General features: G+C 43.3%; 4 protein-coding genes. All 4 read left to right on the top strand.

Going from position 1 to position 6,366, the window contains the following annotated elements:
* Positions 1–535 precede the first annotated feature (535 nt).
* A complete protein-coding gene (locus H524_RS15690) occupies positions 536–2,017 on the top strand; it encodes an OFA family MFS transporter (RefSeq protein ID WP_052339086.1) in 1,482 nt (493 codons plus the stop codon).
* A 557-nt stretch (positions 2,018–2,574) separates the two neighbouring features.
* Positions 2,575–4,242, top strand: coding sequence for a flagellar hook protein FlgE (locus tag H524_RS0111510; RefSeq protein WP_027940304.1), 1,668 nt, complete (start codon positions 2,575–2,577; stop codon positions 4,240–4,242).
* A 166-nt stretch (positions 4,243–4,408) separates the two neighbouring features.
* Entirely contained in the window at positions 4,409–6,067 is a 1,659-nt protein-coding gene (locus H524_RS16825) for a flagellar hook protein FlgE (RefSeq protein WP_027940305.1), read from the top strand.
* Positions 6,068–6,250: 183 nt separating this feature from the next.
* A partial coding sequence (locus H524_RS18010) for a flagellar basal body protein (protein WP_156907608.1) occupies positions 6,251–6,366 on the top strand: 116 nt, incomplete at its 3' end.

Genomic DNA, 6,366 nt, shown 5'->3' on the forward strand with positions numbered 1-6,366 from the left:
ATGTATGCAAGCACTATGCAGATAGGCAGTCCGTGATTTCTGGTCCGATATCTTTGCTTTTAGATTTATACGAATACTTCAATCAACACTAGCATAGCTAGGAAAGAAATTCTCGTTACTTCTCAAAGACCCATCCATATTTGCGTTAAACCCGCTATTTTTCGATATGAGCTACAAAGATAGTTGTAATTCATATCTCAAACATGAATATCTTTCATAAGTTCTGGTAAATTAGATTTTTAAAGAGCATCCCCAAGGCTAGCTATGGGGGTGATGTGCATTTTTTTATCGGTGAACGAGAAATGTGATCTAACCACATTCCGCCGTTTCGCCATAAACTTTGATAGTTTAATCGCAGTGGCAAAAATGGTATGTCATACAAATAGCATATTCTTGTAGATAGTATGGTTAGCAACAGCTAATCATATTCATTCAAACCATCTACGTGCCATTAAAGTACCGATCTAAACTACTGATCCCGAAACATATGGCGCTGCTTTTACCATCGGGTTTTCAGGCTGGAGAACACCATTCTATGGTTCAGACAAAGACTCTTATCGGCTCGCTATTAGTACTCCTTGCTCTGGGTACTGTATACGCTTGGTCATTATTCAACCTACCTCTTAGTCAAAAGTACAACCTTGATATCGGCGTAATCGCATTTACTTTCGGTATCATGACCCTCTTTATCGCCGTAGGCTCCCTGTGCTCTGGCTTCTTAAAGCTGCGCATTGGTATGACCAACGTAGTTGCATTAAGTGCAGTGTGCTGTGGTCTTGGTTTACTCGGTGCTGCGTTTGCTCCAAACGTTATCGTTCTATATGTTTGCGCAGGTGCACTGCTTGGCTTTGGTGATGGCCTTGGCTATATGCTGGTGTTAACTAACTGCGTTAAGTTTTTCCCAAAGCATAAGGGTTTAGTATCAGCCCTGTGTATCGGTGCTTATGGCTTAGGCTCTCTGATCTTTAAGACCATTGATAGCTACATGCTCACTAACTACACTCTTGAGACTGCCGTCCTTAACTGGGGCGTCATCATGACTGCAGTAGTAACCTTAGGTGCTATCTTAATCTACGATGCCATGAAGTATATTAACACCACCTCTTCTGCAGCATCTAAACGTGAATACGACCTGCATTCAGCTATCAGAACTCTGCCATACTGGCTCTTATCAGTCATGTTCTTTATTGACTGCATGGTGGGCCTGTACATCATTGGTGTGGCTTCAAACTTAGGTACTGCACTGCTTGATATGAGCTTATCTGACGCAGCCACTGCAGTTTCAGTAGTTGCCATCGCTAACATTGCTGGCCGTCTTATCATGGGCGCACTTTCTGACAAGATGCCACGTATCCGCTTAATTACCTTTGATCAGATCTTGTCATTAGTTGCTACCGTAATGTTAGTAGCTATTCCTTTAAACTCTACTCTGTTCTTTACCGCAATCGCTCTGATCGCTTTCTCATTTGGCGGTACTTTAACTATCTACCCATCTATCATTAGCGATTACTTCGGTATTAGAAATCTTGCTAAGAACTATGGCCTGCTCTATTTAGGCTTCGGTATCGGCTCTCTCTTTGGTTACGTTGTTGCCTACATCTTCGGTTCATACTATTTGACCTTCATTCTGATGTCAGGCATGATCATCGTAGCTATCGTCGCCTCTTTAATGGTTAAGCTACCTGCTGAGCTTGCCGAGAGCCACAAGGAACTCGTAAGAACCAATAAGATTCGTACCGCAGAGGAAGCCGCATCTGCAGCTGCTGCCGCTTGGAAGATCGCCTCTAATGCCTTTGAGGCTCCTTCTTGCCCAGTTACCTTAGGTAAGGGCCACTCCTCTAATCCAGCCGATGCAAAGGAGTCATCTAAGGCCGAAGAAGACAACAAGACCGCCACTGCCTCTACAGAAGCAACTTCTGCAAGCAATAGCGACGATCTAACCGTAGAGTCTTTAAACAATTCAAACACTCAGGCAGCAGAGAACACTACCTCTTCAAAGCCTGCATCTAAGATCTAAGATAACACTTACTCTTAGATAACCCCATTATAAAGGCAGCTTCGGCTGCCTTTTTCATATCCAACGATCCCACCTCAAGATCTCATCTTGCGATCTCAACCCACGATCCCACCTCAAGTTCTCATCTTTCGATCTCAACCAATGATCCCTAGCCCTGATCTTTACTTACAAACCACCACAAAATAACAGCCATTTCAATAACTTTTGATCGCTCATAAAGCCTTATACAACAAGGCTTGCCGCTAATTTAACCTCTCAAAATTTTCTTTGCCCAGGCGGCAAAAACGGCCAAGACCTCTATACACTACACAATCAAATTTTCACATCATAGGCTATTACGAACGCCTTTGTACACCAGAGTTAACAGTAAAGCCATAAATAAAACCGCATTTACAAGCCAACCATAAACAAAACCTAATTAATCCTTAATAAATATTTTCTGTAAATGGCACACCCGTTGCTCAATAACAGGTTATACAGCAAACGCTCAGGAGAGCATGTTGATTTTTATTCGAGCTATCAGCTCGACTCAGTTAAGAATTTTCGAGGTTTTACTCATGTTTGGCATTTCAGTCAGCGGTATTAAGAACTCACAGAAGCACATCGATGTGACTTCCAACAATATCGCCAATACCAATTCTTACGGCTTCAAGAAGTCACGTGCTGAGTTTGCTGATGTATACGCAAACAGCGTATTTACTAATTCCAAGACAAACTCCGGCATGGGTGTACAGAACACTGTAGTTTCCCAGCAGTTTGCTCAAGGCGCTCTGTCAGGTGACACTGGTAATCCACTGGATATGGCTATCCAGGGTAACGGCTTCTTCGTACTTGAAGGCCCAGGCTCTAACGCACAGACTTTCACCCGTAATGGTGCTTTCCAGATTAACAAGGAAGGCTTCGTAGTTACCGCTATGGGCGACTACCTCCAGGGTTGGGATGTTAACCCAGATGGTACTACCACCTCTTTAGATCTGAGCAACACCCACAACATTCAGCTCCCAGCTGATACTGGTGCTCCTCAGATGTCCACCAACATCTCCATCGGCGTAAACCTGCCTGCAGATAAGGACAACGTTAAGCCTAACTTCCCTGATGCAGCAGACCCATGGACTGGTGCCGCCTGGGCTAATAAACCAGCTAAACCAGAGTTTGGCGTACCACGTGATGAAACAGGTAAAGTTGTAGCTGATGTTAAAGACGCCAAGTTTACTCAGTACTTTACAGACTTCGATCCAAAGAATGCTAGTACCTATACAGCATCTACTTCACAGACTATCCACGACTCATTAGGCCGTGCCCACACCTTAACTTACTACATGCTTAAGATGGGGCCTGAGAGTGATACTTCAAACAATAATGTTTGGACTGTAATTCCTTTTGTTGATGGCAGCCCTGTAGATATTGCTACCCAAGGCACTGGCAATGACAAGCAATTCCCTTCTGTAATCAGTGTTCCTGAGAGCTCAAAATCATCTGTTGCAGGCGCTAATTACTTTGGCTTCAAGTGCACATTCTTACCAAATGGTGAAATGAAGAGCACAGTTCCAGGCAAGCTGGAGTTATGCAACCCAAACGATGCCAATGTCGCAACTATGGGTAACAGTCTGCGTGAGCATTTATTTGGACCACCTGGAGTTGCTAATCAGAATGGTCAGTTAGGTAACACTGTAACCGACTTAACTTTTGAAGACAGAACAGGCAATAATGCTAAAGATTCAGTTTACAATGGTCTCGATGGTTCTTTACACACTGCATTAGGTAAAGGTATTGATCCAGTTCAGAAGTTAAACATCCAGTTCAGTGCCAGCCAGTATGGTTCATCTAACTTCTCAGTAAGCCAGGCTCCAACTAATGATGGCTATGCAACTGGTATTCTTATCGGCATGTCAGTTGATGAGAACGGCATTATTCAGTGCGAATACTCTAACGGCCAGGTTAAGAACATTGCTAAGGTTGCTATGGCAGACTTTGCCAACCAGCAAGGCTTAACCAAGATTGGTGATACTCAATGGAAGCAGTCTAATGCATCCGGCGAGGCTATCGCTAAGGAAGCCAACTCAGGTTCAGCTGGCTCCATTAAGGGCTCTAACCTCGAGCTTTCTAACGTTGACCTGACCAACGAGTTAGTAGAGCTCATTACTGCTCAGCGTAACTATCAGGCTAATGCACAGTCTCTGCAGACTCAGAACACTGTAATGGATAGCATCCTGAATATTCGCTAATAATTAAGATTTTCCGAACATAACTTAACGCCGGGCTATGCCTGGCGTTCTTATTTCTGGCACATGAATTGCTCATTTTCATTTATAAGGCAATGATAGCAAGCGTTAGATTATGCAGCTTTAATTAGTATGCATTTACTAAAGCTTTAAAAACGGAGCTAATGTCATGTTCGGAATTTCAGTTAGCGGTATTAAGAACTCACAGAAGCACATTGATGTGACTTCTAATAACATCTCTAATACCAATTCATACGGCTTTAAAAAGTCACGTGCTGAGTTTGCTGATGTTTACGCAAACAGCGTATTCACAAACTCTAAGACCAATTCAGGCATGGGTGTACAGAACACTGTAGTTTCCCAGCAGTTTGTTCAAGGTGCACTGTCAGGTGATACCGGCAATCCACTGGATATGGCTATTCAGGGCAACGGTTTCTTTGTTCTCGAAGGTCCAGGCTCTGACGCACAGACTTTCACCCGTAACGGCGCTTTCCAGATCAACAAGGAAGGATTTGTAGTTACAGCAATGGGTGACTACCTTCAGGGCTGGGATGTAAATCCAGATGGCACCACCACCTCTTTAGATCTAAGCAATACCCATAACATTCGTCTTCCAGCTGATACTGGCGCACCACAGATGTCAACCAACATCTCTATAGGCGTAAACCTGCCAGCCGACAAAGATAATATTAAGCCTAATCTTCCTCCAACTACAGATCCTTGGACAAATACTGCTTGGCCAACAAATCCTGCACCAACTCCAGAATACGGCATTAATCGAAATCCAGCCAATGGTGCTCTGGACCCAAATGGAAAACTTACACAGTACTACACTGACTTTGATCCAAAGAATGCAAGTACATATACAGCCTCAACTTCACAGACTATTCATGACTCTTTAGGCCGAGCTCACACCTTGACATACTACATGCTCAAGATGGGCCCTGAAAGCAAAGACTCAAACAATAATGTCTGGACTGTAATTCCTTTTGTAGATGGTAAGCCAGTTGATATTTCTGCACAAAATGCAGCAGGCGGCACAGAATATCCTACAGTCATAAGCGTTCCTCAGAACTCTAAGTCCACTGTTGCTGGTTCAAACTATTTTGGCTTCAAGTGCACTTTCAGCCCTAACGGTGAGATGAAAGACACTGTTCCAGGAAAATTAGAGCTATGTAATCCTGCTAAAGGTGCCGATGCTAATGTAAAGAATCCAAACAGCTTGCGTCACACTTTGTTTGGTAACCCAAATGCGACTGCTGGTACTGGTGATGCTACTGGTCCACTATCAAATAACGCACCAGATCAGACATTTAAAAAAGATGGCATGGCCGGTTGTGATGGTACCTTACATACTGCATTAGGTCAGGGTATTGAGCCAAGTCAACAGCTGAACATTCAGTTTGCTGCTAGCCAGTACGGTTCTTCTAACTTCTCTGTAAGTCAGGCTCCTACTAATGATGGCTATGCAACTGGTATTCTCATTGGCATGTCCGTTGATGAGAACGGCATTATTCAGTGTGAGTACTCTAACGGCCAGGTTAAGAACATTGCCAAGGTTGCTATGGCAGACTTTGCTAATCAGCAGGGCTTAACCAAGATCGGTGATACTCAGTGGAAGCAGTCTAATGCATCTGGCGAGGCTATTGCAAAGGAAGCTAACTCAGGTTCAGCTGGCTCCATTAAGGGCTCTAACCTCGAGCTTTCTAACGTTGACCTAACCAATGAGTTAGTTGAGCTTATTACCGCTCAGCGTAACTACCAAGCTAACGCACAGTCCCTGCAGACTCAGAACACTGTAATGGATAGCATCCTGAATATCCGTTAATTCTTTTTTATTCCAACATGACTTAAAGCCGAGCAATTGCTCGGCTTTTTTGTCTCCATATATTTTCAATATTTATGGCATGTGAATTGCTCTATAAGTTTATAGAGACTGTTTAGTCTCTATAGCTATAAACATATATTGTGGCAGTCTATTTTAGAAGCCACAAAAATTGGAGCTAATGTCATGTTCGGAATTTCAGTTAGCGGTATTAAGAACTCCCAGAAGCACATTGATGTGACTTCTAATAACATCTCTAATACCAATTCATACGGTTTTAAGAAGTCACGTGCAGAGTTTGC

Origin of the sequence: Anaerobiospirillum succiniciproducens DSM 6400 (genome assembly GCF_000482845.1) — a bacterium.
Lineage (GTDB): Bacteria > Pseudomonadota > Gammaproteobacteria > Enterobacterales > Succinivibrionaceae > Anaerobiospirillum > Anaerobiospirillum succiniciproducens.